At 70.1% G+C, this 25,976-nt stretch carries 25 protein-coding genes; 9 read left to right on the top strand and 16 right to left on the bottom strand.

Features of this window, described 5'->3' with window-relative positions; genetic code table 11:
• The first annotated feature begins 36 nt into the window (after positions 1 to 36).
• Positions 37 to 2,256, top strand: a complete 2,220-nt coding sequence (locus AB0I43_RS19670) for a thiamine pyrophosphate-dependent enzyme (protein WP_356978098.1) — start codon at positions 37 to 39, stop codon at positions 2,254 to 2,256.
• Positions 2,257 to 2,349: 93 nt separating this feature from the next.
• Positions 2,350 to 2,823, top strand: coding sequence for a hypothetical protein (locus AB0I43_RS19675; RefSeq protein ID WP_356978100.1), 474 nt, complete (start codon positions 2,350 to 2,352; stop codon positions 2,821 to 2,823).
• Between the two features lie 3 nt (positions 2,824 to 2,826).
• Here the strand turns inward: AB0I43_RS19675 and AB0I43_RS19680 are convergent, their stop codons facing one another.
• Positions 2,827 to 3,426, bottom strand: a complete 600-nt coding sequence (locus tag AB0I43_RS19680) for a hypothetical protein (protein WP_356978102.1) — start codon at positions 3,424 to 3,426, stop codon at positions 2,827 to 2,829.
• A 97-nt stretch (positions 3,427 to 3,523) separates the two neighbouring features.
• Positions 3,524 to 4,453, bottom strand: coding sequence for an alpha/beta hydrolase (locus AB0I43_RS19685; protein ID WP_356978103.1), 930 nt, complete (start codon positions 4,451 to 4,453; stop codon positions 3,524 to 3,526).
• Between the two features lie 107 nt (positions 4,454 to 4,560).
• On the opposite strand from AB0I43_RS19685, the gene AB0I43_RS19690 reads away from it, so the two are divergent.
• Together AB0I43_RS19690 and AB0I43_RS19695 are read left to right on the top strand one after the other, a co-directional pair.
• Positions 4,561 to 5,409, top strand: coding sequence for an SDR family NAD(P)-dependent oxidoreductase (locus AB0I43_RS19690; RefSeq protein ID WP_356978104.1), 849 nt, complete (start codon positions 4,561 to 4,563; stop codon positions 5,407 to 5,409).
• A gap of 36 nt (positions 5,410 to 5,445) precedes the next feature.
• The gene (locus tag AB0I43_RS19695) at positions 5,446 to 6,075 is read left to right on the top strand and encodes a class I SAM-dependent methyltransferase (RefSeq protein ID WP_356978105.1); all 630 of its coding nucleotides are present in this window, start codon (positions 5,446 to 5,448) and stop codon (positions 6,073 to 6,075) included.
• 82 nt (positions 6,076 to 6,157) lie between these two features.
• Here the strand turns inward: AB0I43_RS19695 and secG are convergent, their stop codons facing one another.
• A complete protein-coding gene (secG, locus tag AB0I43_RS19700; RefSeq protein WP_356978106.1) occupies positions 6,158 to 6,391 on the bottom strand; it encodes a preprotein translocase subunit SecG in 234 nt (77 codons plus the stop codon).
• Between the two features lie 60 nt (positions 6,392 to 6,451).
• Positions 6,452 to 8,032: an MFS transporter gene (locus AB0I43_RS19705; protein ID WP_356978251.1), complete on the bottom strand. Its 1,581-nt coding sequence runs from the start codon at positions 8,030 to 8,032 to the stop codon at positions 6,452 to 6,454.
• A gap of 119 nt (positions 8,033 to 8,151) precedes the next feature.
• On the opposite strand from AB0I43_RS19705, the gene AB0I43_RS19710 reads away from it, so the two are divergent.
• Together AB0I43_RS19710 and AB0I43_RS19715 are read left to right on the top strand one after the other, a co-directional pair.
• Entirely contained in the window at positions 8,152 to 8,448 is a 297-nt protein-coding gene (locus AB0I43_RS19710) for a hypothetical protein (RefSeq protein WP_356978108.1), read from the top strand.
• 52 nt (positions 8,449 to 8,500) lie between these two features.
• On the top strand, positions 8,501 to 8,911 hold the full coding sequence (locus tag AB0I43_RS19715; RefSeq protein ID WP_356978109.1) for a hypothetical protein: 411 nt from the start codon (positions 8,501 to 8,503) through the stop codon (positions 8,909 to 8,911).
• Positions 8,912 to 9,093: 182 nt separating this feature from the next.
• On the opposite strand, the gene AB0I43_RS19720 is transcribed toward AB0I43_RS19715, so the two are convergent.
• Both AB0I43_RS19720 and AB0I43_RS19725 read right to left on the bottom strand, forming a co-directional pair.
• Positions 9,094 to 9,687, bottom strand: a complete 594-nt coding sequence (locus AB0I43_RS19720) for a hypothetical protein (RefSeq protein WP_356978110.1) — start codon at positions 9,685 to 9,687, stop codon at positions 9,094 to 9,096.
• 6 nt (positions 9,688 to 9,693) lie between these two features.
• Positions 9,694 to 10,314 carry a TetR/AcrR family transcriptional regulator gene (locus AB0I43_RS19725; RefSeq protein WP_356978112.1) on the bottom strand — a complete coding sequence of 207 codons (621 nt, stop codon included), beginning with the start codon at positions 10,312 to 10,314 and terminating at the stop codon, positions 9,694 to 9,696.
• 175 nt (positions 10,315 to 10,489) lie between these two features.
• Here AB0I43_RS19725 and AB0I43_RS19730 point away from each other — a divergent pair, with 175 nt between their 5' ends.
• Together AB0I43_RS19730 and AB0I43_RS19735 are read left to right on the top strand one after the other, a co-directional pair.
• A complete protein-coding gene (locus AB0I43_RS19730) occupies positions 10,490 to 11,905 on the top strand; it encodes a lipase family protein (RefSeq protein WP_356978113.1) in 1,416 nt (471 codons plus the stop codon).
• Positions 11,906 to 11,985: 80 nt separating this feature from the next.
• Positions 11,986 to 12,828: an META domain-containing protein gene (locus tag AB0I43_RS19735; RefSeq protein ID WP_356978114.1), complete on the top strand. Its 843-nt coding sequence runs from the start codon at positions 11,986 to 11,988 to the stop codon at positions 12,826 to 12,828.
• Between the two features lie 71 nt (positions 12,829 to 12,899).
• Here the strand turns inward: AB0I43_RS19735 and tpiA are convergent, their stop codons facing one another.
• From tpiA to uvrC, 7 genes are all read right to left on the bottom strand, one after another.
• The gene (gene tpiA / locus AB0I43_RS19740; protein WP_356978115.1) at positions 12,900 to 13,685 is read right to left on the bottom strand and encodes a triose-phosphate isomerase; all 786 of its coding nucleotides are present in this window, start codon (positions 13,683 to 13,685) and stop codon (positions 12,900 to 12,902) included.
• A 3-nt stretch (positions 13,686 to 13,688) separates the two neighbouring features.
• On the bottom strand, positions 13,689 to 14,903 hold the full coding sequence (locus AB0I43_RS19745; protein WP_356978117.1) for a phosphoglycerate kinase: 1,215 nt from the start codon (positions 14,901 to 14,903) through the stop codon (positions 13,689 to 13,691).
• A gap of 5 nt (positions 14,904 to 14,908) precedes the next feature.
• Positions 14,909 to 15,928 carry a type I glyceraldehyde-3-phosphate dehydrogenase gene (gap, locus tag AB0I43_RS19750; RefSeq protein WP_356978119.1) on the bottom strand — a complete coding sequence of 340 codons (1,020 nt, stop codon included), beginning with the start codon at positions 15,926 to 15,928 and terminating at the stop codon, positions 14,909 to 14,911.
• Between the two features lie 265 nt (positions 15,929 to 16,193).
• The gene (gene whiA / locus AB0I43_RS19755) at positions 16,194 to 17,171 is read right to left on the bottom strand and encodes a DNA-binding protein WhiA (protein WP_356978253.1); all 978 of its coding nucleotides are present in this window, start codon (positions 17,169 to 17,171) and stop codon (positions 16,194 to 16,196) included.
• Positions 17,168 to 18,214, bottom strand: a complete 1,047-nt coding sequence (gene yvcK / locus AB0I43_RS19760) for a uridine diphosphate-N-acetylglucosamine-binding protein YvcK (protein WP_356978121.1) — start codon at positions 18,212 to 18,214, stop codon at positions 17,168 to 17,170. Before yvcK ends, whiA begins: the two co-directional genes overlap by 4 nt.
• On the bottom strand, positions 18,211 to 19,188 hold the full coding sequence (rapZ, locus tag AB0I43_RS19765; protein WP_356978122.1) for an RNase adapter RapZ: 978 nt from the start codon (positions 19,186 to 19,188) through the stop codon (positions 18,211 to 18,213). The genes yvcK and rapZ overlap by 4 nt, the downstream gene beginning before the upstream one ends.
• 94 nt (positions 19,189 to 19,282) lie before the next feature.
• Entirely contained in the window at positions 19,283 to 21,394 is a 2,112-nt protein-coding gene (gene uvrC / locus AB0I43_RS19770) for an excinuclease ABC subunit UvrC (protein ID WP_356978123.1), read from the bottom strand.
• Between the two features lie 227 nt (positions 21,395 to 21,621).
• On the opposite strand from uvrC, the gene ggt reads away from it, so the two are divergent.
• Positions 21,622 to 23,568, top strand: a complete 1,947-nt coding sequence (gene ggt / locus AB0I43_RS19775; RefSeq protein ID WP_356978125.1) for a gamma-glutamyltransferase — start codon at positions 21,622 to 21,624, stop codon at positions 23,566 to 23,568.
• 70 nt (positions 23,569 to 23,638) lie between these two features.
• Here ggt and AB0I43_RS19780 read toward each other — a convergent pair whose 3' ends face one another.
• Genes AB0I43_RS19780 through AB0I43_RS19790 form a run of 3 tightly spaced genes read right to left on the bottom strand, consistent with a single transcriptional unit; the run spans position 23,639 to position 25,898 of the window.
• Positions 23,639 to 24,136 carry a PH domain-containing protein gene (locus AB0I43_RS19780; protein WP_356978126.1) on the bottom strand — a complete coding sequence of 166 codons (498 nt, stop codon included), beginning with the start codon at positions 24,134 to 24,136 and terminating at the stop codon, positions 23,639 to 23,641.
• A 4-nt stretch (positions 24,137 to 24,140) separates the two neighbouring features.
• Entirely contained in the window at positions 24,141 to 24,620 is a 480-nt protein-coding gene (ribH, locus tag AB0I43_RS19785; RefSeq protein WP_356978127.1) for a 6,7-dimethyl-8-ribityllumazine synthase, read from the bottom strand.
• A 33-nt stretch (positions 24,621 to 24,653) separates the two neighbouring features.
• Positions 24,654 to 25,898: a bifunctional 3,4-dihydroxy-2-butanone-4-phosphate synthase/GTP cyclohydrolase II gene (locus AB0I43_RS19790; RefSeq protein ID WP_356978129.1), complete on the bottom strand. Its 1,245-nt coding sequence runs from the start codon at positions 25,896 to 25,898 to the stop codon at positions 24,654 to 24,656.
• Between the last annotated feature and the right edge of the window lie 78 nt (positions 25,899 to 25,976).

Raw genomic sequence — 25,976 nt, forward strand, 5'->3', positions numbered from 1 at the left:
GTGACCTGAACGGTGTTCGTCGGCAATGATCGCTGCATGACCGAGCAGCGAGTCGATCTGGACGAGGGATTCCGCAGCGCGGTATCGGCGATGGCTCCCGGGCCCGCCGGTACCCGGACGGTCGGGGGTTTCGGCCGCCGGGAGTTGCTCGAGCTGTTCGAATCGCAGGCTGCCAGTAGGCATTTGGATCTGGCGGCGCGGGAGCTGGGGCGGCAGCGGCGCGGCTATTACAGCATCGGGTCGTCCGGGCACGAGGGGAACGCGGCGGTAGCGGCGGCGCTGCGGGTCGGCGATCCGGCGCTGCTGCACTATCGGTCCGGGGCGTTCTTCGTGCAGCGGTGCCGGCAGGTGCCGGAGCTCGATCCGATCCGGGACGTGCTGCTGGGAGTCGTCGCGGCGGCGGCGGATCCGATCTCCGGGGGGCGGCACAAGGTTTTCGGGAGCAAGCCCGCGAGCATCATTCCGCAGACCTCCACCATCGCCTCGCAGCTGCCGCGCGCGGTCGGGCTGGCGTTCGCGCTGGACCGGGCCGCGCGGCTCGGCGTGGCGAGCGAGTGGCCCGCCGATTCGGTGGTGGTGTGCAGTTTCGGGGACGCCTCGGCCAACCATTCCACCGCGGTCGGCGCCATCAATACCGCGATACACACCGCGCACCAGGGTGTTCCGATGCCGATCCTGTTCGTCTGCGAGGACAACGGGATCGGGATCAGCGTGCCGACGCCGCCGGACTGGATCGAGCAGGCCTACGGGGTGCGGCTCGGGTTGCAGTACTTCTACGCCGACGGCTGCGACCTGATCGACGCGCTGACCACCGCTTCGGCTGCCGCACAGTGGGTTCGGGAGCACCGCAGGCCCGCGTTCCTGCGCCTGCGGACCGTGCGCCTGCTGGGGCACGCGGGCTCCGACGTCGAGTCCGCCTACCGCACCCCCGGCGAGATCACCGCCGGCCTGGCTCGCGATCCGGTGCTCGCCACCGCCCGCATTCTCGTCACCGGCGGCCTCGCCACCTCCGGCCAGATCCTGCGCCGCTACGACGAGATCGCGCGCCGCGTCGCCGCCACGGCCGAATCGGTCTGGCGCGAACCGAAACTCAGCTCCGCCGGAGCCGTCATCGCCCCGCTGGCCCCCTCGCACCCCGACGAGGTCCGCGCCGACGTCCTGCGTGCCGCCGCCGACGAGACGACCCACCCGGTGTCGCCTCGGCCGGTGCCCGCCGGCGTCGAAACGGTCGGCACCGGAGCGGCCTGTGACGTGCGAATGACGGTGGCGCAGGCGATCAATCGCACCCTGGCGGAGCTGCTGGCGCGCGATCCCGATGTGCTGGTGTTCGGCGAGGACGTGGGCCGCAAGGGCGGGGTCTACGGCGTCACCAAGGGGTTGCAGAAGCAGTTCGGGGCCCGCCGGGTCTTCGATACCCTGCTCGACGAGCAGAGCGTGCTGGGCACCGCGCTCGGGGCGGGCCTGGCCGGGTTCGTGCCGATCCCGGAGATCCAGTATCTCGCCTACCTGCACAACGCGGCGGACCAGCTACGCGGCGAGGCCGCCACCCTCGCGTTCTTCTCGCACGGCCGCTACCGCAACCCGATGGTGGTGCGGATCGCCGGCCTGGCCTACCAGAAGGGCTTCGGCGGCCACTTCCACAACGACAATTCGCTGGCCGCGCTGCGCGACATCCCCGGGCTGGTCATTGCCGTGCCCGCCCGCGCCGACGACGCCGCCGCCCTGCTGCGCACCTGCGTCTCCGCGGCGCGGGTGGACGGGCGGGTCTGCGTCTTCGTCGAGCCCATCGCGCTCTATCACACCCGTGACCTGCACACCGGCGACGATTCCTGGCCCGCGCCGCTGTCCGGGGAGCACGTGGAGCTGGGCAGCGCCCGCTGCTACGGCGACGGCGCCGACCTCACCATCGTCACCTTCGGCAACGGCGTCCCGATGAGTCTGCGGGCGGCGCACCGGCTGCACGAACACGGTCACGGCGTCCGGATCCTCGATCTGCGCTGGCTCGCGCCGCTGCCGGTGCCCGACCTGCTCGAGCACGCCCGCGCCACCGGCCGCGTGCTGGTGGTCGACGAAACCCGGCGCAGCGGCGGCGTTTCCGAGGCGGTCTGCGCGGCCCTGATCGACGGCGGGTTCGAGGGCCGCGTCGCGCGGGTCACCAGCGTCGACAGTTTCATCCCGCTGGGACCGGCGGCCGCCACCGTGCTGCTCGACGAATCCGCGATCGAGACGGCGGCGGGCAAACTGCTCGCCGAATAAGGCACGCGTGCTCGTTTGGCGTGTTTCCGATTCACCCGCCACGCAGGGGAAATACAGTGGACGGACCACCGCCCGCAGGGGAAGGACAGCCGCATGACCACGATGTCCACGCTCGGCGAAGTGCGTCCCGAGCACGAACGCGACGCCGACCTCGTGCTGGTGCACTACCTGCGATCGTTCCGCCTGCCGGTCCTGGACCTCTGGTCGGCCTGCACGCACCGCGGCCAGCTCGCCCGCTGGCTCGGCACGGTCACCGGCGGCAACGGCACCCTCACCCTGGAGCCGCTGGACGGCCCGGTGCCGGGGCCGGTCGCGATCCGCGTCGAGCACTGCGTCGCGCCGCACGAGCTGCTGGTGCATCTCGACGGCTGCCTGGTCGAACTGCGGCTCACCCAGATCGGTGTGGTCACCAATCTGGAGCTCGTCCGCCGTCATCTCTGCCCGGCCGAAGCGCCCGACGTCGGCCCGCGCTGGCAATACGTTCTGGACCGCCTCAGCGCCTACCTGACCGGCCAGTCACTGCCGCGGTGGTCGGAGTATCCGGCGCTGGCCGCGGAGTACCGGTAGGGCTCAGAAGAAGAAGCCCGCGACACCCTTGCCCGGCTGGGCGCGGGCGGCCCGGGCCCAGCCGACACAGGATTCGATGGCTTCGAGGACGTAGGGGTCGAGTTCGGCGTACTGCTCCGGCGTCGTGGCGGCCCACTGTCGCAGCAGGGTCGCGCAGTCGCCGGCGCTCCATTCGCCGTAACCCGGCACGAAGTCCGGGCGCGGCAGCCCGGCGGGCAGGCTGCCGTACCAGAAGTCGCTGACCCGGGCGTCGAGTCCGAGTTCCTTCATACCCTCGTCGACCAACTCCAGCCAGCGCCCCCGGAACGGGCTGAACGAGCTGTTGTCGAGGAAACGCCCGTGGAACTCGCAGATCGATTGGTAGGCATACCCGTACAGGTGGGCGTAGGCGGTGTCGAACGGGCCGCCGTCGATCACCGCCCGGACCGCGTCGTATTTCCTGGGCGCGCCCGCCGCGATATCGTCGGCCCAGTACTCGTCGTCGTGCGCGAAACGGGCCTGGAATCGCCCGCCCATCATGCGCCGCAGCTTGTCGTCCTCGGAGCCGATCGCGGAACGCGCGGTGGCCAGGTCGACCAGGTAGAGGCTCAGGCTGTAACTCATGGCGCGACGGTAACCGGTCCGACCCGCCGCTCCGCTTATCGAAACCTTATGAGCCGCAGTCTTTCCGGCGGCCGCGGGGTACGGCCGCCGGTGGGCCTCACGACGGCAGCAGGTCGCGCAGGTGGGCGACCAGCAGGGCGTTCACCTCGTCGGTGCGCTCCAACTGCACCAGATGCCCGGCGTCGGAGATCTTGGTGACCTCACGCAGGCCGGGAACATGCGCCTGCATGGTGCCCAGGGGGTCCCGACCGCTGAATCCCTCCATGTCGGGGTCGCGGTCGCCGTACATGAAGTAGGTGGGCACCTCGATCTTCGCGTCCGTGTAGTCGGCGGTGAGTTCCCAGTTGCGGTCCAGCGCGCGGTACCAGTTCAGGCCGCCGGTGAAGCCGGTGCGGTCGAAATCGGCGGCGAGCGTGTCGATATCGCTCTCGGCCAGCCAGCGCCACGGCAGCTCCGGGGCCTCGGGCAGCACGTCGAGGTAGCCGGTGCCCTCGGCGGGATGCTGCCAGGTGTCTAGGTAGTGGTAGTCGGCGCTGAGCGAGTAGTACACGCGCCGCAGGAACGCCTTGGGGTCGGCGGCGAGTTCGGCGTCGGCGATGCCGGGCTTCTGGAAGTAGTCCAGGTGCAGGAAGTGCCGCTTCGCCGCGCGCGCCCACAGTTCCGACGGGGCCTTCGGCGGGCGCGGCTGGATCGGGTTGTTCAGCACGATGATGCCGCTGATCCGCTCGGGGGCCCGCCAGGCCAGCTCCCAGACCAGCTGGGCGCCGAAGTCCAGGCCGACGAAGACCGCCTTCTCGGCCCCGAGGTCGTCGAGCAGGGCCAGCAGGTCGCCGATCACCGCGCGATTGGTGTAGGCGTCCGGGGCGTCCGCGACTTCCGTGCGCCCGTATCCACGCAGGTCCGGGGCGACCGCGCGATACCCTGCCCGGGCGACGGCCGGCAGCTGCCGATGCCACATGTACCAGGTATGCGGGAAGCCGTGACAGAAGATCACCGGGTGACCCTCGCCCTGTTCCGCGATATGCACACGCGCACCGTCCGTTTCCACGAAACGATGCCGCGGTCCCTGTTCTGCCACCACACTGACTCCAAACCTAGAACGTGTTCTCATTTTCACGGTAGTGTCTGGGAGTCGTGAGTGGAATAGCGCAAAAGCTCGACGGAAAGATCGCGGTGGTCACCGGCGCGAGCCGCGGCATCGGCAAGGGCATCGCCCTGGAACTGGGCGCGGCGGGCGCCACCGTGTACGTCACCGGACGCACCTCGGCCGCGGGCCGGTTGCCCGGCACGGTCGCCGAAACCGCCGCGCAGATCGAGGAACTCGGCGGCACCGGCATCCCGGTGATCTGCGACCATCGCGACGACGAGGCGGTGCAGCAGCTCTTCGAGCAGGTCCGCAAGGAGCACGGCGAACTCGACGTCCTGGTCAACAATGTCTACAACTCCCCCGCCGCCGCCCGCTGGCTCGGCAAGCCGTTCTGGGAGGTGCCACCCAAAGCCTGGGACGAGACCTTCGACGTCGGCGTCCGGTCGCATTACGCGGCCGCCTACTTCGCCGCCGACCTGCTGATCGAGGCAGACGGCCTGCTCGTCAACATCTCGTCTCCCGGCGCGGAACGCTACATGCACAACGCCGTCTACGGCATCGCCAAAACCGCCCTCGACCGCCTCACCGCCGACTTCGCCCGCAACCTCGCCGACACCGGCGTCACCGTGGTCTCGCTGTGGCCCGGCATCGTCGACACCGAACTCCTGCAACTGGTCCCCGCCGACGCCGACGGCAAACGCCTCGTCACCCTTCCCGGCGAAGGCACCTACGACCTCGCCCAGGCCGAAACTCCCCGTTTCCCGGGCCGCGCCGTCGTCGCCCTGGCGGCGGACGCCGACCGGAAAACGCGCACCGGCAAGGCCTTCCGCGTCGCCGACCTCGCCGACGCCTACGGTTTCACCGACCTCGACGGGCGAGTGCCGCGCGCGGACTAGGGCTGCCCGGCACCGGTCGAGCGGCATGATCAAGCTATGGACCATCCCCCTCGGCCCCAGCGCGAAGCGGACCTGATCGAGTACTACGACAACGAGATTCGCGAACGCGCCGCACGCGAGCTACCGGCCCCACGGCTACAGCGCCGCGCCGAGTTCATCGAACTGCTGCGGCGCGAGAGCGTCCCGGACCTGCTGGAGATCGGCTGCGGCCCGGGCCGCGACGGTCTCGCGTTCGCCGCCGCCGGGCTCGCCTACACCGGCGTCGACCTCGCCCCGCAGAGCGTCGCGGTCACCCGCGCGCTGGGGCTCGACACCCACCGGGCCTCGGTGCTCGAGCTTCCGTTCGAGGACGCGAGTTTCGGCGCCGGCTGGACCATGAGCACGCTGCTGCACATCGCCGACGCCGACCTGACGGCGGCGCTGACCGAGATCGTGCGCGTGCTGCGGCCCGGAGCGCCGCTGGCGATCGGCCTGTGGGGCGAGCAGCACGGCGGCGAACAACTGTGGGACAACGGCAGCGGGCACGGCCCGGCGCGGTTCTTCAGCTTCCGTAGCGACGACGACGTCCGCGCGGAACTGCGACGGCACGGCGAGCTCGAGCAGTGGCTGACCTGGCCGGGCGAGAGCCGGTGGCACTACCAGTGGGCGATACTGCGGCTCCGGTGAACCTCGCCGCAAACGACGCGGCCGCGGTGACGCTCAGGCGTCCCGCGGCGCATGTCCTGGATGGTCGAGCGGAGGGGCTCGGTCAGGCGAACTTGATCTCCAAGCCGATGCCGAGGATGGCGATCAGCCAAACGATGCCGGTGAAGATGGTGAGGCGGTCGAGGTTCTTCTCGACGACGGTGGAGCCCGACAGGCTCGACTGCACGCCGCCACCGAAAAGGCTGGACAGGCCTCCGCCCTTGGCGCGGTGCAGCAGCACCAGCAGCACCAGCAGCACGCTGGTGATGATCAGGAGGATATCCAGGAACATCCGCATGCCGATCAGTGTATGGGGTGCCGACCCCAGCCCCTAATCGGCCCGGCCGGAACCCACCGGCTAACGCGGGCCGACGGCGACCAGGTGGGTGATCTGGTCCTCACCGACGGTGTAGCGCGACACCTCTTTCTCACGCACCTGGTCCTGTGCGGTCAGGCGCACCTGATGCTGGTGCATGTGCTCGGCCCAGGACCGCACCACGAACGCCTCGACATACCGGTCCAGCATTCCGACGTCGCGGTAGAGCCGCCACTCCATCGCCCCGGTGCGCTGCCGGGACCGCCCGACGAACACCATCGCGGCCATGAATCCGTCCACGTGCTCGGCCGGCACGTCGTAGGTGCGCAGCACCAGGACCGGGCCGTCCTCGGGATCGGGTTCCACGACCAGCGCCGGTTCCGGCCAGTACGCCGACGGCGTCAGATCCATGTCCTCGGCGTTGTGCCGGATCGGCAGCCACACGCTGCTGATCGCGCTGCACCCGAGCAACGCCGCCGCGATGAGCAGCGCCGACACCGCGCCGACCGCGTGCGCGACCAGACCCCACAGCAGCGAACCGATGGCCTGCCCGCCCATGAACACCAGCAGATACACCGACAGCCCGCGGGCCCGCACCCACCCGGGCAGCAGCAACTGCATGGTCGCGTTCATCGTCGACATGGCCAGCAGCCAGGCCAGCCCGGCCCCGACGAGCAGCAGCAACACCAGCGCGAGACTGCCCAGCAGCGCCGACCCGGCCGAGGCGAGGCCGAACAGCACCGCGGCCGCGGTCAACCGCTGCGTGGGCGTGAGCAGCGCCCGGATCCGCGACAGACCGAGCGCGCCGAGCACCGCGCCCAGTCCCAGCGCGCCCAGCATGAGGCCGTACCCGGAGGAGGAGAGCCCCAGTTCCTCGCGCGCGATCACCGGCAGCAGCGCCCACAGCGCGCTGGCCGGCGCGATGAACAGGATCGAGCGCAGCAGCACCCGCCGGATCGCGGGCGCGGCCCGGATGAACCGGGTCCCGGCCTGCAACGCGGCCAGCGGGCGCTCGGTGGGCAGCTTGCGGGCGGTGGCGGGCCGCCGCCACACGGCGAGCACCGCCACGATTCCGACGAAGGAGATCGCGTTCAGCGCGAACACCAGCGTCGGCCCGGACAGCGACACCAGCACACCGGCCAGCGCGGGCCCGACCGCGCGCCCGATGTTGATGTTCATGCTGCCCAGCGCGGACGCGGCCGGGATCTGCTCACGCGCAACCAGTTCCGGCTGGATCGCCTGCCAGGCCGGTCCGGTCAGCGCCTGACCGCAGCCGATCAGGAACAGCAGCGTCAGCAGGACGCCGGGCGTGGTGTGCCCGGTCGCGGTGGCGACCGCGAGCACCGCGGCCAGCACCGCCATCGCCGACTGCGCCCCGAGCAGCAGCCGGCGGCGGTCCACCAGGTCGGCGAGCACGCCGGACGGGATCGCCAGCAGCATCACCGGCAGGGTGATCGCGGTCTGCACGAACGACACCAGCGCCGCCGCGTTCGGCTCGTCGACCAGAATCCACTGCGCGCCGACCGTCTGCATCCACGTGCCCAGGTTGGACACCAATTGCGCGATCCACAGCGAGCGGTAGATCCGCGAACGCAGCGGCGCCCAGGTCGAGAGCGGGGTCATGGCGTCGGCGGTGGTCACTTGCCAGAGCATATCGCCGCGCCGCCGCCCGGCTCCGGATCCCGGCCCGGAACCCTCGGCAAACCTCCCGTTCAGCGACCTGTCGCCGTTAGAATCGCGGCATGACGGCGGAGCGCAAAACGCGGAAGGTGACGATCACCCTCCCCGAGGAAATCGCGGCCACACTGGACATTTGGCGCGAACGCGGTCAGATCGCCTCCGTCTCCGCCTATGTCGCCGATTCGGTGAAGGCCCGCATGGACCGCGCCGAGGTGGACCGGGTCGAAGCCCTCGCCAAGGTGGAGGAGGTGATCGGCGGCCCGCCACCGCTGGAGATGATCAACCGGGCCCGGGCGATGCAGGGCCTGCCGCCGTTGTCACAGAAGGAATTCGACGAGCGCCGCCCCGGTGCCGCGTGAGGGCCTTCAGTCGGGGGGCAACAGCCGCGGGGGCGGCGAGCGAGGCACTGACGTGACCGATCGAAGTGAACTGAGCGGGGTCGTGTTCGACACCGCGGCGTTAACCGCCTGGGCGCATCGCGTGATGTACGCGCAGTCGGTCGTCTGGACCACCTCCGAAGCGGGCAACACCCTGCTGATCCCGGTGACTGCCCTGGTCGCGGCGCGCGCGCTGATTCCGCCGCGCCGCCACGACATCCTGTCCGCACTGCTGGATCTGCCGAACACCGTGATCCGCGGGCTGGACGGTCCCGCCAGCCGGCAGGTGGGCGCCACCCTGCTCGGCCGCCGCGACGCCGACACCATGGTCACCGCCGGTCACGTCACCCTGGAGGCCGTGAATCGCGGCTGGTCATGTCTGACCGATCGCCCGGACAAGCTCCGCGAACTGGATCCGCGGGTCATCGTCGACGTCCTACCCTGATCGCCGGATCCGGTCACCCGGTCCGGCGGCACCGTCCGCGATCACCCCGACCGGCGGCGAATCCGGCTCCGTCGGCGAAGTCCGGCCCGTCGAGCGCGCGTCGCTCGTAGCCGATCACGAGGCAGGCCGGGAGCGGCGGGGCGCGTAGTCCGGCCCCTAGAGCGCGCATCGCTCGTAGCCGATCACGGGGCAGGCCGGGAGCGGCGGGGCGCGAAGTCCGGCCCGTCGGGCGTGCGTCGCTCGTAGATCTCGCGGCAATACGGATCGGCGAGCACAGCGGCGAGGGTCTCCGTGTCCGGCGGATACGGGCGGGCCCGGATCACCCACTCCGCCCGCAACTCCGGAATCGTGTATTGCATTTCGTCCCAGCGTGATTGCGGGGCCGGTGTCCAGTCCATCCGATGCGGCCCCTCGACCAGGCCGGAGTCGTACCCGCCGCGGAACCCGAGATAGTCGTTCCAGGCCCCGTACGAGCTCGTCAGGATCAGCCGGTCCGGCACGCGCAGGGTGATCAGCCAGCGCCCGTGCGCCCACTCGTAGTGCGACAGCAGCAGACTCGCCACCGACCGCACCGCGCGGCGCTGCCGGGCGCGCCCGCGCCAGCACCAGATCGGCGGGGCGCCCGCGCAATCGATGCCGCGCCGCCCCATCTCGGCGGCCATGTCCGCGAAGGCGGTGTGCCAGTTGCCGGTGACGCGCGACCAGTCGGCGCGATAGGCGCCGTGCGCACGCAGCGCGTCGACCGCCTCCGGCGCCTGCAGCGTCCACAACCGCATGACGACCTAGGCGCCGGAGCGCTTTTCGGCGTAGGTGTGCAGCAGATCCTCGACCAGGGCCAGCACCGCGTCGTCCATGGCCGGGTCCGGTACCACGCCGCGCACCACCGCCTGCCCCGAGAACACGTGCAGGACAAGGAAGAACAGCGGTTCGCGCCGCTCCGCCGGGAAGCGCGCCAGCACCGCGGTGCGCTCGGTCTCGGAAACCATGCGCGCGTAGTAGGTCTCGACCTGGGGTGCGATCCGGGTGCGCAGCTCGGCGTCCGAGCGCGCCGCGAGGAAAATCTCGCGCAGGGCGTGGGTCAGGTTGCTCGCCTGCGCGTCGCGCAGGAAGCGCAGCGCGGTGTCGAGCGAATTCTCCTGGCTGCCCAGCTGTTCCATCACCGCGCCGAAGGCGGCGAGCTGGCGGGCGATGATCTCGTCGGCGCTGCGCACGATCAGATCCAGGCGGCTGTCGAACTGCCGGAACATCGCGCCCACCGAAAGCCCGGCGCGGCCGCAGATCTCCTGGACCGTGGCGCGCTGGTAGCCGAGTTCTCCGATGGCCGCGATGGTGGCGTCCACGAGTTTGGCGACGGTCGCGGCCCGGCGTTCGGACTGTGTGCGGCGCGGACGCTGGGAGGTCATGGCTGACCATCCTGCACCGGCGCGCGGTCGTTACAGCAGCCGGGTGGCGTGACCGTTGACACAGCCGCGACCCGCGATTTACAGTCTGGGACGCCCAGTTAGGAAATAAGTGCTCGCTCTTTTTGAGCGACCGTCGGCGCGGTCCGTCCAGCGCATTCTTCGAGGAGTCTCCCGCATGAGTACGACCACCGCCCGCGGCCGGCGCGCCACCCGGGCCTGCCTGGCCCTGGCCGCCGGACTGACCGTCGCGGTTTGCCCTGTGATGGCCGATAATGTTGCCGCACAACCGGTTCCGGTATCCCCCGCACTGCCGTTCCCGATGCCGCCGGCCCCGCCCTACCTGGATCCGGCGTTCTACCAGCCCGATCCGGGCACGGTGGCCGCGGCCCGGCCCGGTGAGATCCTCTCGGCCCGGCAGGTCAATCTCGCCAACTTCTGGCTCATTCCGCTCAACACCAACGCCTGGCAGGTCTCCTACCGCAGCACCAACACCCGCGGCGAGGCGATCCCCGCGGTCGCGACCGTCATCGTCCCGCACCGGCCGGCCCCGACCGGTCAGCGCGGCCTGGTCTCGTTCCAGTTCGCCGAGGATTCGCTGTCGATCAACTGCGCACCCTCCTACACGCTGCAGATGGGTTCGCTGCCCAATCCGCTCAACCCGGTGATCGGCGCGGAGTTCGTCGAAGTCCAGGCCATGCTGCAGCTGGGACACGCGGTCGTGATCCCGGATCACCAGGGGCCCAACGCCGCCTACGCGGCCGGCCCGCTCGGCGCCCGGATCACCCTCGACGGCATCCGCGCGGCCCAGAACTTCGAGCCGGCCGGGCTGCCTGGGACAGCCACCCGCACCACGCTGTGGGGCTACTCGGGCGGCGCGATCCCGACCGCGCACGCCGCCGAACTGCACGACGACTACGCCCCGGAGCTGAACCTGGTCGGCTCGGTCGCCGGTGGCCTGCTGGCCGACATCCGCGAATCGATCGACTACAACAACGGCACCTCCGCCTTCGGCGGCGCGGTGCTGGGCGGCCTGTTCGGCGTCGCCCGCGAATATCCGCTGCTGAACGATTTCATCAACCGCTACATGAACCCGCTCGGCAAGGCTGTCCGGGTGGTGCACGAAAACCAGTGCGTGGCCTTGCAGTTCGCCGGGTTCCCGTTCGTGAACATCAAGGGCCTCTTCGACTACCCGGGCGGTGACCCGATGAGCGCACCCGAACTCCAGCCGCTGCTCGACGAACTGACCCTGGGCAAGCGCGGCGCCCCGCGCTCCCCCCTCTACCTCTACGAGGCCCCGCTCGACGAGGTCATGCCGATCAACGCGGTCAACCGCACCTACGACGCCTACTGCAAGGATCCGAACGCGAGCGTCTTCTACACCCGCGAGTTGCTCAGCGAGCACGGCATCGCCGCCGTGGCGGGCGCGGGTTCGGCGGCCCTGTGGCTCAACGACCGGCTCAACGGCATCCCCGCGCCGACCGGCTGCAACAACCGCGACGTGCTGACCCAGCTGACCGACCCGGGTGCGCTGGCGGCCTTCGTCAACGCGATCGGCCAGACGCTCGCCTCGGCACTGGGGATGCCGATCTGACCTGGGCCTTCCACCTCCGGCGGGCCGTTCAACGGCCGCGTTGACCGGCACCGCCGGAGGGCCTCGGTAGCATCGCGCACATGTCGGCCACATTCCTGCGCTCCGTTCCGATCTTGTTGCTCGCCTGCGCCGTAACCGCATGCGGCAGCGATGACAGCGGCAGCCCCGACCCGACCCCGAGCCCGAGCACCGCCAGCAGCACCGCCCAGGCCGCGCCGACGAACCCGACGGGCCACACCTATATCTCCACCGAGGTCAAGGGTCCGCAGATCCCCGGCGGTGGCCCGCTCACCCTCACCTTCACCGCCGACGGCCGCGTCAGCGGCACGGCCGGCTGCAACACCGGGTCGGCGCCGGTCACCCTGGACAACAACACGCTCACGGCGGGCCAGCTGGCCACCACCCTGATGGGCTGCGAGGGCGACCGCGCCCGCGCCGACGAATGGATGTCGGCCCTGCTCACCTCCGCGCCGTCCTGGGAGCTGAAGGACAACACGCTGACCCTGAAGAACCAGGATCAGACCGTCACCCTGCTGGACAAGAAGATCGCCACCCCGGACAAGCCGCTGGAGGGCACGGTCTGGCGGCTCATCCAGACCATCACGCCGGACGCGCGGACCGCCTCCGTCGCGATCGAGGAGTCCAAGCCCACCCTGACCTTCAAGGACAAGGGCGTCTCAGGCAGTACCGGCTGCAACAACCTCGCCGCCAAGGCCGCCATCGACCAGACCCCCGCCGGCGCCAACATCGTGCTCGACGACCTCGGCACCACCAGGATGGTCTGTCAGCCCGACGTGATGGAGGTGGAGAACGCCGTGCTGAAGGTCCTGAACGCCGCCATGACCGCCGCCGTCGACGCCGACACCCTCACGCTGATGACCGCCGAGGGCAACGGCCTGGTGTTGCGCGCGACTCAGCCGTAACCCGCTGTCCCACACGGCAATCGGCCCGGCACCGCAGCGCGGTACCGGGCCGATCGAGTTCGTGCCGCCGATCAGGGCAGCGGGCCGCCCGCGGCGATCGCGGACAGGGTGGCGAACTCGTCACCCTTGAGCGAAGCCCCGCCGACGAGCGCGCCGTCGATGTCGGCCTGGCCGACCAGCTCGCCGACGTTCTTGGCGTTCACCGAACCGCCGTAGAGCACGCGCACACCGGCGGCGACCTCCGCGGAGGCCAGCTCGGCCAGCTCCTTGCGGATCGCGCCGCAGACCTCCTGCGCGTCGGCGGCCGAGGCCACCTTGCCGGTGCCGATCGCCCAGACCGGCTCGTAGGCGATGACGACCTTCGAGATCTCCTCCGCCGTCAGGCCTTTCAGCGAACCGCGCAGCTGCTCGAGGTTGTACTCGACGTGCGTGCCGGCCTCACGGATGTTCAGGCCCTCGCCGATGCACACGATCGGGGTGATCCCGTGCTTGAGCGCCTGCTTGGCCTTGGCCAGCACGGTGGCGTCGTCCTCGCTGTGGTACTGGCGGCGCTCGGAGTGCCCGACCACGACGAAGGCGCAGCCCAGCTTGGCCAGCATGGCGCCGCTGATCTCGCCGGTGTAGGCGCCGGACTCGTGCTGCGAGACATCCTGCGCGCCATAGGTGAGCAGCAGCTTGTCGCCCTCGACGAGGGTCTGCACGCTGCGCAGGTCGGTGAACGGCGGGATCACCGTCACGTCGACCTTCTCGAAGTACTTCTCCGGCAGTGCGAAGGCGATCTTCTGCACCAGGGCGATGGCCTCGAGGTGATTGAGGTTCATCTTCCAGTTGCCCGCGATGAGCGGTTTACGAGCCATGGTTCAGTCCTCCAGTACCGAAATACCGGGCAGCTCTTTGCCTTCCAGGTATTCCAGCGACGCGCCGCCGCCGGTCGAGATGTGCGAGAAGCCGTCCTCGGGCAGGCCGAGCGCACGCACGGCCGCCGCCGAATCGCCGCCGCCGACCACGGTGAAAGCGCCCTTCTCGGTGGCCTTCTGGATCGCCTCGGCGACCCCGCGGGTGCCCGCGGCGAACTTCTCGAACTCGAACACGCCCATCGGGCCGTTCCAGAACACCGTCTTGGCCTCGGTGAGCAGCGCCGCGAAACGGTCCGCCGACTCCGGGCCCACGTCCAGGCCCAGCCAGCCGTCCGGAATCTCGTTGGCGGGCACCACCTTCGAGTCCGCGTCGGCGGCGAACTTGTCCGCCACCACGATGTCGCGCGGCAGGTGGATGACATCGGCGTACTCGTCGAGCAGTTTCTTGCAGGTGTCGATCATCTCCTCCTGCAGCAGCGAGGAACCGACCGAAAGGCCCTGTGCGGCAAGGAAGGTGAAGCACATGCCGCCGCCGATCACCAGGGTGTCGACCTTGGGAGCCAGCGCCTCGATGACGGCCAGCTTGTCCGAGACCTTGGAGCCGCCCAGCACGACCGCGTACGGCCGCTCGGTGTCGGTGGTGAGCTTGCGCAGCACCTCGACCTCCGTGGCGACCAGGCCGCCCGCGTAGTGCGGCAGCAGCGTGGCCACGTCGTAGACCGAGGCCTGCTTGCGATGCACGACGCCGAAGCCGTCGGAGACGAAAGCGCCGTCGTCGCCGACCAGTTCCACCAGCGCGTGCGCCAGCTTCTTGCGGTCGGCGTCGTCCTTGCTGGTCTCGCGGGCGTCGAAGCGGATGTTCTCCAGCAGCAGCACGTCGCCGTCGGTGAGGCCCTCCGAACGCGCCAGGGCGTCCTGGCCGACCACGTCACCGGCCAGCTGGACGTTGCGGCCCAGTTCCGCGGCCAGTCGCGCCGCGACCGGGGCCAGGGACAGCTTCGGGTCCGGGGCGCCCTTCGGGCGGCCCAGATGCGCGGTCACCACGACCTTGGCGCCCGCCTCGGCGAGCGCGCGGATGGTCGGCGCCGAGGCGATGATGCGCCCCGGATCGGTGATCGCACCGTTGTCGTCGAGCGGCACGTTCAGGTCGGAGCGCACCAGCACGCCCCGGCCTTCCACACCCTCGGCCAGCAGATCCTGCAGAGTCTTGACTGCCATGCGCGTCACAGGGACTTGCCGACGAGGCCGATGAGATCGGCGAGACGGTTCGAGTAGCCCCACTCGTTGTCGTACCAGCCGACCACCTTCACCTGGTCGTCGATGACCTTGGTCAGCGGCGCGTCGTAGATGCAGGAGTGCGGATCGGTGACGATGTCGCTGGAGACGATCGGGTCCACGTTGTACTTCAGGAAGCCCTTCAGCGCGCCCTCGGCCGCGGCCTTGTAGGCCTCGTTGATCGCGTCGATGGACGCGGACTTGGCCAGGGTGACGGTGAGGTCGGTGACCGAGCCCGTCGGGACCGGCACGCGCAGCGCGTAGCCGTCCAGCTTGCCCTGCAGCTCGGGCAGCACCAGGCCGATGGCCTTGGCCGCACCGGTGCCGGTGGGCACGATGTTCAGGGCGGCGGCACGGGCGCGACGCAGGTCGCTGTGCGGGCCGTCCTGCAGGTTCTGGTCCTGGGTGTAGGCGTGGATCGTGGTCATCAGGCCACGCTCGATGCCGAAGGTGTCGTTGAGCACCTTGGCCAGCGGGCCCAGGCAGTTGGTGGTGCACGAGGCGTTGGAGATGATGTTCTGGCTGCCGTCGTACTGGTTGTCGTTGACGCCCATCACCACGGTCAGATCCTCGCCCTTGGCGGGCGCGGAGATGATGACCTTCTTGGCGCCGGCCGCCAGGTGGCCCTTGGCCTTGGTCGCGTCGGTGAAGATACCGGTGGACTCGACGACCACGTCGACGCCCAGCTCGCCCCAGGGCAGGGCCGCCGGGCCCTCCTTGATGGCCAGGGCCTTGATCCGCTGATCGCCGACCACGATGGTGTCCTCGCCGTCCAGCGAGACGTCCTGCGGCAGGCGGCCGAGGATCGAGTCGTACTTCAGCAGGGTTGCCAGGGACGCGTTGTCGGTGAGGTCGTTGACCGCCACGATTTCGATATCGGTGGTGCCGAGCGCCTTCTGCGCCTCCACCGCCCGAAAGAAGTTACGTCCGATACGACCGAAGCCGTTGATGCCTACCCGGACAGTCACGTTATTCGCTCCTCAGCTTTCAAGCGGATATTCATTCCGATGGATGCCACTCTCACACTAATGCCCTGGATCCACCTCACCGACATGCACCTGCCGTTGTGCGCCGTCGTCGTCGACAGCTCCTGCGGCACTGCGGGTTCGGCCGGTCACCGGACTGCTCGCGCACGAAATCCGGAACCGGCCGGGGTCGGAGCACCAGTGTCACCCGAACACAGGAAACCCGCCGCCCCGGACATTCCGGAGCGGCGGGATCTGGCCGAAATTGTCAGGCTTCGTCGAGCAGTTCCGCGGTGACCGCGGATTCGGTGTCCGGGACACCGAGTTCCTTGGCGCGCCGATCGGCCATCGACAGCAGGCGGCGGATCCGGCCCGCCACAGCGTCTTTCGTCATCGGCGGATCGGCGAGCTGGCCCAGTTCCTCCAGCGAGGCCTGACGGTGCTGCACGCGCAGCTTGCCCGCCGCGGCCAAGTGGTCCGGCACGTCGTCGCCGAGGATCTCCAGCGCGCGCTCCACCCGGGCGGCCGCGGCCACCGCGGCCCGGGCCGAACGGCGCAGGTTGGCGTCGTCGAAGTTGGCCAGGCGGTTCGCCGTCGCCCGGACCTCGCGCCGCATCCGGCGCTCCTCCCAGGTCAGCCTGGTGTCCTGGGCGCCCATGCGGGTGAGCAGCGCGCCGATGGCCTCGCCGTCGCGCACCACCACCCGGTCGGTGCCGCGCACCTCCCGCGCCTTCGCGGTGATGCCCAGCCGCCGCGCCGCGCCGACCAGCGCCAGCGCCGCCTCCGGACCGGGGCAGCTCACCTCGAGGGCCGAGGAGCGACCCGGTTCGGTGAGCGAGCCGTGCGCCAGAAACGCACCGCGCCAGGCCGCTTCGGCGTCGGCGATGCTGCCGCCGACCACCTGGGCCGGCAGGCCGCGCACCGGGCGGCCGCGCACGTCGAGCAGACCGGTCTGCCGCGCGAGGGCCTCACCCTCCTTGGACACGCGCACCACGTAGCGGGAGGTCTTGCGCAACCCGCCCGCGCCCAGCACGTGCACATCGGAGCCGTAGCCGTAGAGCTCGAAGATCTCCCGGCGCAAACGCCGGGCAATCGAGCCCATGTCCACTTCGGCCTCCACGATCACCCGGCCGCCGACGATATGCAGGCCTCCGGCGAAACGTAGGAGCGCGGACAGTTCGGCCTTGCGGGAACTCACCTGTGAAACCGTGAGCCTGCTCAGCTCGTCTTTCACCTCGGCTGTCATTGCCACGAGACGCGCTCCTTTCCACCCAACCCGGACCGCACATCCGCGCCCATGTGCCGTCCTTCGACTCGAAGCCCTGCCTTTTGCGGCCGAGGTTGCCGGATCAGCTGATCCAGTGCGGCGGCGAGCTTTCCGGGGTGATGCCGGTCGGTTCCCGCTTCGGCGACATCGGAAAAGGTTACTCGCGCCCGCAACTGTTCGGCAGCCCTGGCCACATGTTCACGCTCTCGACCCTCCGGCACCGAGCCCGAATCGACCAAAACCTCGTCGACAACGAATTCCGGTGCGTGCTGGGACAATACATGCAGATGGCGTTCGGCGGAGAAACCCGCCGTCTCACCCGGTTCCGCGGCCAGGTTCAGCACCAGGACCTTACGCGCACGGGTGTAGACCAGCGCTTCGCGCAATTCGGGAACCATGACGTGCGGAATGACGCTGGTGAACCACGAACCCGGGCCCAGCACAACGACATCCGCGTGCTCGATGGCCGAGGTGGCCTCCGGGCTCGCGGGCGGATCCGAGGGGATCAGCCGGACCCGGCGCACCTTGCCCGGCGTGGTCGCGACCGCGACCTGGCCGCGGATACAGCGGCTCACCCGCGGATCCGCCTCCAGCCCGGACACATCGGCCTCGATATCGAGGGCGATGGGCGACATCGGCAGGACCCGGCCGGTCACCTTCAGCATTTTCCCCAGTTCGTCCAGGGCGTCCACCGGGTTGCCCAGCACCTCGGTGAGGCCCGCCAGGATCAGATTGCCGACCGAGTGACCGGCCAGCGCGCCCGTGCCGCCGAAACGGTGCTGGATCGACTGGGTCCAGACGCCCTCCGGGTCGGCCGCCAGGGCCGCCAGGGCCATCCGCAGATCGCCCGGGGGCAGCACGCCCAGCTCGGCGCGTAGCCGGCCCGAGGAGCCGCCGTCGTCGGCGACCGTCACCACCGCGCAGATCTTGCGGGTCAGCCGCCGGACCGCGGTCAACGTCGCATATAGTCCGTGCCCGCCGCCGAGCGCCACGATGGCGGGATTGGATTCCCACCCGGTCATTCGCGCCCCAGATCCCGATGTACCACGCGCACGACGCCGGGCGCCCCCGCCGCACCCTGCTCGTCGAATAGCGCGCCCATCAGTTCACCGAGCGCCTCGGCGATCGCCACGCTGCGGTGCTTGCCTCCGGTGCAGCCCACTGCCACCGTCATGTATCGCTTCCCCTCTTGGCGGTAACCATTCGTCGTCAGGTCGACCAGGTGGTGCGCCGTGCGCAGATAGTCGGCCGCGCCGGGGCGCGACAGCACGTATTCGCTGACCACCGCCTCCTGTCCCGAATGTTCCCGAAGTTCCGGTATCCAATGCGGATTGGGTAGAAAACGCACATCCAACACCATGTCTGCGTCCAGCGGAACCCCGTATTTGAAGCCGAAGGACTGCACGGTCAGCTGCAATGCGGCGGGTGTACCGCCGCCGTAGGCCTCCTCGAGCTTGCGATGCAATTGATGGATGGATAGCTCGGACGTATCGATGACCAGGTCGGCCGCGGTCTTCACGGTAGCCAGCCGGACCCGCTCGGCGGCGATGCCCGCCGAGAGGGTGCCGTCGCGGCTCTCGCTCTGCAGCGGATGCCGGCGCCGGGCGAACCCGAAACGGCGGATCAGGACATCGTCCGAGGCCTCCAGGAACAGAATGCGGGTGCGCACGCCGAACGCCCGCAGTTGCTCGGTGACGGCCGAGAGATTACCGGTGAAGAACCGGCTGCGAACGTCCATCACCAGGGCCAATCGCCGGATCGGCGGTTCCGCCGCGGCCCCGAGCTCGACCATGCGGCCGATCAGCTCGGGCGGCAGGTTGTCGGTGACGTACCAGCCCAGGTCCTCCAGCACACGGGCCGCGGTACCGCGGCCCGCACCGGACAAACCGGTCACTATGACGACCTCCACCTGCTCGCGCAGGCCGGACTCGGGCGTGCCGGAATCGGCGGCCGACCGGGGGCCGCCCGCAGTGCTGTTCGATTCGACGCGTGTCATGTCCTACCGGATCTGTGTCTAGGGTGCCTCTCGATCATCCCGTACCGGTTCCGGTATCGGGCGCAGACACACAACGTACGCGACACGGAATTCTTCAATTGTCGCTTGCGGGGGCGCGTGTCGCGTCCGCGGCCTCCGCGTTGAGGGCCGCGAGCACCGCTTTCGCCGTCGCGACGCCGACACCGGGCACCTCGGTGATCTGCTCGATGCTGGCCTCCTTGAGCTTGGCGACCGACCCGAAATGGGTGACCAGCGCCGTCCGCCGGGACTCGCCGAGACCCCGCACCGAATCCAGGGCCGAGGCCGTCATCCGGCGCGAGCGTTTGCTGCGGTGGAAGGTGATCGCGAAGCGGTGCGCCTCGTCGCGCACCCGTTGCAGCAGGAACAGGGCCTCGCTGTTGCGCGGCATGATCACCGGATCGGGCTCGCCCGGCACCCAGACCTCCTCCAGGCGCTTGGCCAGGCCGATCACCGCGACATCGGTGATGCCCAGATCGTCGAGCACCTCGGCGGCGGCCGCCACCTGGGGCGCGCCGCCGTCGACGACGTAGAGGTTGGGCGGATAGGCGAATTTGCGGGGGCGGCCGGTGCGCGGGTCGATCCCCGGGCGGGGGTTCAGATCCTCCGGGTCCAGCGCGCCGTCCAGGCCGTCCTCGTCGATGCCGTAGGCGTTCGGGTCCGGATTCGCGAGCGCGTCGGTCTCGGCGGTGTGCGGGGCCGCCGCCTCGGCCGCCAGTTCGTCGCGCTCCTTGCGCAGCCGCCAGAACCGCCGCCGGGTGACCTCGCGGATGCTGCCGACGTCGTCGGAGCGACCCTCGCCCGCGGCCTCCTTGATGGTGAAGTGCCGGTACTCCGATTTGCGCGGCAGGCCGTCCTCGAAGACCACCAGCGAGGCCACCACGTCGGTGCCCTGGACGTGGCTGATGTCGACGCACTCGATGCGCAGCGGGGCGCTGTCGAGTTCGAGCGCGTCCTGAATGTCTTGCAGCGCGGCCGATCTCGACGTCAGATCGCCGGCGCGCTTGAGTTTGTGCTGGGCCAGCGCCTCCATGGCGTTGCGCTGCACGGTCTCGGCGAGGGCCTTCTTGTCGCCGCGCTGGGGCACCCGGAGCTTGACCCCGGAGCCGCGCAGCGCGCTCAGCCACTCCTGGATCTGCTCGGTGTCGGCGGGCAGCTCCGGAACCAGCACCTCGCGCGGCACGACGGTGGCGGCCTGCTCCTCGGCGGCCTGCTCGGCGACCGCGACCTGCTCCCCGTAGAACTGGGTGAGGAACTGTTCCACCAGCGCGGCCCGCTCGCCGCCGGCCTCCGGGGCGTCGATGGCGTCACCGGATTTGTCGACCACCCAGCCGCGCTGGCCGCGCACCCGGCCGTCGCGCACGTGGAAGATCTGCACCGAGACCTGGAGTTCGTCGGTGGCGAAGGCGATCACGTCGGCGTCGGTGCCGTCGCCGAGCACCACGGCCTGCTTCTCCAGCGCGCGGCGCAGGGCCTGCACGTCGTCGCGCAGACGGGCGGCCGTCTCGAAATCGAGCTCCTCGGCGGCGTCCTGCATGCGGCGCTCCAGCTCCCGGACCATCCGGTCGGTCCGGCCGGCCAGGAAGTCGCAGAAATCCTCGACGATCCGGCGGTGCTCGGCGGCGCTGACCCGGCCGACACAGGGCGCGGCGCACTTGTCGATGTAGCCGAGCAGGCAGGGGCGGCCGATCTGGTTGTGCCGCTTGAAGACTCCGTTCGAGCAGGTGCGCGCCGGGAACACCCGCAACAGCAGATCGAGGGTCTCGCGGATCGCCCAGGCGTGCGCGTACGGGCCGAAATACCGGACGCCCTTCTTCCGCGCCCCGCGGTAGACGAACAGCCGCGGGAACTCCTCGTTGAGCGTGACCGCGAGCACGGGGTAGGACTTGTCGTCGCGGTAGCGCACATTGAAGCGCGGATCGAATTCCTTGATCCAGTTGTATTCCAGCTGGAGCGCCTCCACCTCGGTGGAGACGACCGTCCACTCGACGCTGGCCGCCGTGGTAACCATCTGGCGGGTGCGCGGGTGCAGCGACGCCACATCGGCGAAGTACGAATTCAGCCTGCTCCGCAGGCTCTTCGCCTTCCCGACATAGATGACCCGCCGATGCGCGTCCCGGAATTTGTACACTCCGGGCTCGACGGGAATCGTTCCCGGCCCGGGCCGGTACGTCGCTGGATCTGCCACCCGAACAGCCTATCGACTGCCACCGACAGCCCCCGCCGGCACCGGCGGCGGCCGCCGGATCGGCCGCCGGCGCCCCGCTCGCGGTTCCGCTGTCACGATGAGCGGCGCCATCGGCCACCGTGACCTGCGGATTTCGCGTGGGTGCCGCAGTGCGGAGAGTGCTTGCGGCGGAGATCTTTTCGTTGCGATACCGCACGGCGGGCGATGATCGGCGTTAAAGTCCGTGCATGAGGCGCGCACGTGGTAAGTGGGTCGGCGCTGGGGCGGCGCTGACGCTCGTGGTCGGGATAGTCACGGCCTGTTCGGGTGAGGATCAGCAGGCGGGCGGGGCGTGTGCCGAGAGTGCCAACGGCACTCCGGTCACCGCGGCCGCCCCCAGCGGATCGGGCTCGACCAACATCGCCACCAATCCCGAGATCGCGTCGGGGTACCGGTCCGGGATGACGGCGGTGCGCACCCGGACCTACGCGGTGTCCACGGCCAATCCGATCTCCACCCGGGCCGCGTGCGAGGTGCTGAACAACGGCGGCACCGCCGCGGACGCACTGATCGCGGCGCAGGCGGTGCTGGGGCTGGTCGAACCGCAGGCCTCCGGCATCGGCGGCGGCGGCTTCCTGGTCTACTACGACGCCGCGAGCAAGAACGTCGAGGCCTACGACGGCCGCGAGGTGGCGCCGGCCGCGGCCACCGAGAACTACCTGCGCTGGGTCAGCGACACCGACCGCACCGAACCGAAACCGAGCACGCGCGCCAGCGGCCGCTCGATCGGCGTCCCCGGCATCCTGCGCATGCTGGAACTCGCCCACCGCGAACACGGCAAGACCGGCTGGCGCGACCTGTTCGACCCGGCCATCCGGCTGGCCGACGACGGCTTCGAGATCAGCCCACGCCTGGCGGGCCAGATCGCGGAGTCCGCGAAAGACCTCGCCACCGACGAGGCGGCCAAGGCGTACTTCCTGAACTCCGACGGCACGGGCAAGAAGGTCGGCACGGTGCTGACCAACCCGGGCATGGCCAAGACGCTGGGCGCGATCGCCGCCAACGGCGCGGACGCCTTCTACACCGGGGCCATCGCGCAGGCCATCGTCGACGCCACGGCCTCCACTGCGGGCGGGCGCACCGGCGGCCAGATCACCCTGGCCGATCTCTCGGCCTACCAGCCCAAGAAGCGCACCGCGCTGTGCTCGGGCTACCGCGCGCACGAGATCTGCGGCATGCCCGCGCCCTCCTCCGGCGGCAGCACCGTCGCGGCGACGCTGGGCATCCTGGAGAACTTCGACCTCGCGGGCCTGAAGCCGGACAACCTCGACGCCAACGGCGGCAAGCCGAAAGCCGAAGCGGTGCACCTGATCTCCGAGGCCGAGCGCCTCGCCTACGCCGACCGCAACAAGTACGTCGCCGACGAGGACTTCATCCCGCTGCCCGGCGGCTCGATGCAGACCCTGATCGACAAGAACTACCTGAAGCAGCGTGCCGGACTGATCAATCCGAGCCGCAGCATGGGCACCGCCCAGCCGGGCGACTTCGGCCCGGTCCCGCTCGGCGTCGGCCCGCAGCCGCCCGAGCACGGCACCAGCCACATCTCGGTGGTCGACAAGTACGGCAACGCCGCCGCCCTGACCACCACGGTGGAATCCGCCTTCGGCTCCTTCCACGTCGTCGACGGTTTCGTGCTGAACAACCAGCTCACCGATTTCTCGGCCGACCCGCTCGGCCCGGACGGCGCGCCCGTGGCCAACCGCCTGCAGCCGAACAAGCGCCCGCGCAGTTCGATGGCGCCGACCCTGGTCTTCGATCGGGCGCCCGACGGCACGCGCGGCGCCCTGACCCACGTCACCGGCTCCCCCGGCGGCTCGGTGATCATCCAGTTCGTCGTCAAAACGCTGGTCGGCCTGCTGGATTGGGGGCTGGACCCGCAGCAGGCGGTCTCGGCGGTCTCCTTCGGCGCGGGCAACAGCCCCGCCACCGGGATCGGCGGCGAGCATCCCGCCATCGACGCCTCCGACAAGGGCGACCACGACGCGCTGGTGCTGAAACTGCGCGAACTCGGCCACCAGGTCTCGGTGACGTCCCAGGTCAGCGGCTTGAGCGCACTGCGACTCGATCCGGCCGGCGGCTGGATCGGCGGCGCCGACCCACGCCGCGAGGGGGCGGTCTTCGGCGACACCCGCTGATCGGCCGCGACCCCGGCGTCGCCGCGCGCCTCGATTCGATCCGGGGCCGCGCGGCACAATCCCGGTGCTGTCAGGACTTCGCGACGTCCTCGGTGGTGTACTTCGCGCCGAGTTCACGGAAGCGGTCCATCGCGCGGGCCGCGTGCGCCTTGTCGTTGGAGCGGATGGCGAGCAGCGGAACGTATTCGTCGTCGGCGAGTTCCAGCCGAGCCCAGGACTTACGGTCCGGGAAGGACACCCCGCGCACGTGCTGCCAGCCGAAGGTGTTCTCGCCGAGGATGTTCCGGACCGCCACGCCCCGAGGGCCGACGCGCAGGCGCGGGCGGGTGAGCGAGAGGATGCCGGCGGCGATGAGCAGACCGACGCCGATCATCGCGAACTGATCGACGAGGCGGAAGTTCACCCCGGTCGATCCGGACCGCAGCCAGATGCCGCCGATCGCGAAGACCACGATGACGATGATCGCGCAGATCCAGGCGGTGCGGACGGCACGGCGCGGCCGCACCTCGAGCTCCCACTCCGGAGTATCGGCCACGGCGGCACGGCGCCACATGCGTACGACGGGCATTGCCTCAGAACGACTCTCGTAGCGCCCGCAGCGTGAGCGCGGCGTCGAGGGCGGCCTGCGCGGCCTGCTCGCCCTTGTCCTCGGCCGACCCGGGCAAGCCGGCGCGGTCGAGGGCCTGCTCCTCGGTGTTGGTGGTGAGCACACCGTTGGTGACCGGCGTCGCCGCGTCCAGCGACACCCGGGTCAGCCCGGCCGTCACCGCGTCGCACACGTACTCGAAATGCGGTGTGCCGCCGCGGATCACCACGCCGAGCGCGACGACCGCGTCGTGCGTGCGGGCCAGCTCCTGGGCGACGACCGGCAGCTCCATCGCGCCCGCGCAGCGCACCGTCGTCACATGGCGCACGCCCGCTTCCTTCGCCACCCGCTCGGCGTTCGCCACCAGGGTGTCGCAGATCTTGGTGTGCCAGCGCGACGCGACGATGCCGAGCTTGAGGTCCTTGGCATCCGCCAGCTCGAAGCTGGGTACGCCGGTGCCGCTCATGAGGAGCCTTTCTGTGGGGTGCCGGGGACGGGCCTACTGCGCGGTTTCGCCGAGATCGAGCTCGTCCAGGCCGATCAGGTCGTGGCCCATCCGGTCGCGCTTGGTGCGCAGGTAGCGCAGGTTCTCGGCGTTGGCGCGCAACGGCATCGGGACGCGCTCGGTGATGCGCAGGCCGTAGCCGTCCAGGCCGACGCGCTTGGCCGGATTGTTGGTGAGCAGGCGCATCGAGCGGAGGCCGAGATCGACCAGGATCTGCGCGCCGGTGCCGTAGTCGCGGGCGTCGGCGGGCAGGCCGAGGTCGAGGTTCGCGTCCACGGTGTCGCGGCCGGAATCCTGCAGCTGGTAGGCCTGCAGCTTGTGCATCAGGCCGATGCCGCGGCCCTCGTGCCCGCGCATGTAGAGCACCACGCCGCGGCCCTCGGCGGCCACCATTTCCAGCGCGGCGTCCAGTTGCGGGCCGCAGTCGCAGCGCAGCGAACCGAACACGTCGCCGGTGAGGCACTCCGAGTGCACGCGCACCAGCACGTCCTCGCCGTCGCTGATGTCGCCGCGCACCAGCGCCACATGCTCGACATCGTCGTAGATGCTCTGGTAACCGACCGCGAGGAATTCACCGTGCGCGGTCGGGATGCGCGCCTCGGCGACGCGGATGACCTGCTTCTCGTGCTTGCGCCGCCAGGCGATCATGTCGGCGATGGAGATCAGCGCCAGATCGTGCTCGTCGGCGAAGATGCGCAGTTCCTCGGTGCGGGCCATATGGCCCTCGTCCTTCTGGCTGACGATCTCGCAGATGACGCCGGCCGGGCGCAGGCCCGCCATCCGGGACAGGTCGACGGCGGCCTCGGTGTGCCCCGGGCGGCGCAGCACGCCGCCGTCCTTGGCGCGCAGCGGCACCACGTGGCCGGGGCGGGTCAGATCGTCGGCCTTGGCGTCGGGGTCGGCGAGCAGGCGCATGGTGGTGGCGCGGTCGGCGCCGGAGATGCCGGTGGTGATGCCCTCGCGCGCGTCGACGGACACGGTGTAGGCGGTGCCGTGCTTGTCCTGGTTCTGCGCGTACATCGGCGGCAGGCCGAGACGGTCGCAGTCGTCACCGGTGAGCGGCACACAGATGTAGCCGGAGGTGTAGCGGATCATGAAGGCGACCAGCTCCGGGGTGGCCTTCTCCGCCGCGAAGATGAGGTCGCCCTCGTTCTCGCGGTCCTCGTCGTCGACGACGACGACGGCCTTTCCGGCGGCGATGTCGGCGACTGCGCGCTCGATGGTGTCGAACCTGGTCACGTCAGCTGTGCTCCATATCCAAAGAAGTGTCCGGCTCGCCGGCCGAGCACCTTGCCTCACTACATTAGGGCAGTCCGT

The sequence above is a fragment of the Nocardia sp. NPDC050435 genome, from assembly GCF_040655395.1.
In the GTDB taxonomy this organism is placed as follows: domain Bacteria; phylum Actinomycetota; class Actinomycetes; order Mycobacteriales; family Mycobacteriaceae; genus Nocardia.

Bases quoted from the DNA above. Each gene is read 5' to 3' on its own strand.
- AB0I43_RS19670 (WP_356978098.1), top strand. From the start codon at position 37: ATGACCGAGCAGCGAGTCGATCTGGACGAGGGATTCCGCAGCGCGGTA.
- AB0I43_RS19675 (WP_356978100.1), top strand. From the start codon at position 2,350: ATGACCACGATGTCCACGCTCGGCGAAGTGCGTCCCGAGCACGAACGC.
- AB0I43_RS19680 (WP_356978102.1), bottom strand. From the start codon at position 3,426: ATGAGTTACAGCCTGAGCCTCTACCTGGTCGACCTGGCCACCGCGCGT.
- AB0I43_RS19695 (WP_356978105.1), top strand. From the start codon at position 5,446: ATGGACCATCCCCCTCGGCCCCAGCGCGAAGCGGACCTGATCGAGTAC.
- secG (WP_356978106.1), bottom strand. From the start codon at position 6,391: ATGCGGATGTTCCTGGATATCCTCCTGATCATCACCAGCGTGCTGCTG.
- AB0I43_RS19705 (WP_356978251.1), bottom strand. From the start codon at position 8,032: ATGACCCCGCTCTCGACCTGGGCGCCGCTGCGTTCGCGGATCTACCGC.
- AB0I43_RS19710 (WP_356978108.1), top strand. From the start codon at position 8,152: ATGACGGCGGAGCGCAAAACGCGGAAGGTGACGATCACCCTCCCCGAG.
- AB0I43_RS19720 (WP_356978110.1), bottom strand. From the start codon at position 9,687: ATGCGGTTGTGGACGCTGCAGGCGCCGGAGGCGGTCGACGCGCTGCGT.
- AB0I43_RS19725 (WP_356978112.1), bottom strand. From the start codon at position 10,314: ATGACCTCCCAGCGTCCGCGCCGCACACAGTCCGAACGCCGGGCCGCG.
- AB0I43_RS19730 (WP_356978113.1), top strand. From the start codon at position 10,490: ATGAGTACGACCACCGCCCGCGGCCGGCGCGCCACCCGGGCCTGCCTG.
- AB0I43_RS19735 (WP_356978114.1), top strand. From the start codon at position 11,986: ATGTCGGCCACATTCCTGCGCTCCGTTCCGATCTTGTTGCTCGCCTGC.
- tpiA (WP_356978115.1), bottom strand. From the start codon at position 13,685: ATGGCTCGTAAACCGCTCATCGCGGGCAACTGGAAGATGAACCTCAAT.
- AB0I43_RS19745 (WP_356978117.1), bottom strand. From the start codon at position 14,903: ATGGCAGTCAAGACTCTGCAGGATCTGCTGGCCGAGGGTGTGGAAGGC.
- whiA (WP_356978253.1), bottom strand. From the start codon at position 17,171: ATGACAGCCGAGGTGAAAGACGAGCTGAGCAGGCTCACGGTTTCACAG.
- yvcK (WP_356978121.1), bottom strand. From the start codon at position 18,214: ATGACCGGGTGGGAATCCAATCCCGCCATCGTGGCGCTCGGCGGCGGG.
- rapZ (WP_356978122.1), bottom strand. From the start codon at position 19,188: ATGACACGCGTCGAATCGAACAGCACTGCGGGCGGCCCCCGGTCGGCC.
- ggt (WP_356978125.1), top strand. From the start codon at position 21,622: ATGAGGCGCGCACGTGGTAAGTGGGTCGGCGCTGGGGCGGCGCTGACG.
- AB0I43_RS19780 (WP_356978126.1), bottom strand. From the start codon at position 24,136: ATGCCCGTCGTACGCATGTGGCGCCGTGCCGCCGTGGCCGATACTCCG.
- ribH (WP_356978127.1), bottom strand. From the start codon at position 24,620: ATGAGCGGCACCGGCGTACCCAGCTTCGAGCTGGCGGATGCCAAGGAC.